We start from the raw sequence: 379 nt of genomic DNA, 5'->3' as shown, positions 1-379 counted from the left end.
GGTTTATTCATTAAGTGAATGGAATTCAAAATATAAAATAACTCCATTTTACTATAATGTAATGAAGGAGGGAATACAATTATGACAGAATATAAGCCCTCAGATTATTCATCGTATCGCATACAAAAAGCCAAAGAAACTTTAGAGGAAGTTAATATTCATATTGAAAATAGATTCTGGAACACTGCTATAAATCGAATGTATTATGCATGCTTTTATGCTGTTGGAGCATTATTAATTGAAAGAAAAATTTCAACTACAAGTCATTCGGGAACTCGTCTAAAATTTGGACAAGAATTTATCAAAGCAGGATTAATAGACCGAAAATATTCAAAAATCTATTCCGATTTGTTTGAGAAACGACATAAAGGTGACTATA

General features: G+C 29.6%; 1 protein-coding gene. It reads left to right on the top strand.

Going from position 1 to position 379, the window contains the following annotated elements; translation table 11 throughout:
- Positions 1–81: 81 nt before the first annotated feature.
- Positions 82–379: HEPN domain-containing protein (locus ACRD62_RS22515; RefSeq protein ID WP_430822331.1), on the top strand; the 298-nt coding region annotated here is incomplete at its 3' end.

The organism is Carboxylicivirga caseinilyticus (assembly GCF_050589785.1).
Classification (GTDB): Bacteria; Bacteroidota; Bacteroidia; order Bacteroidales; family Marinilabiliaceae; genus Carboxylicivirga; species Carboxylicivirga caseinilyticus.
Note: the sequence above shows the minus strand (reverse complement) of the source record. Positions and strands in the feature narration are given on the sequence as shown.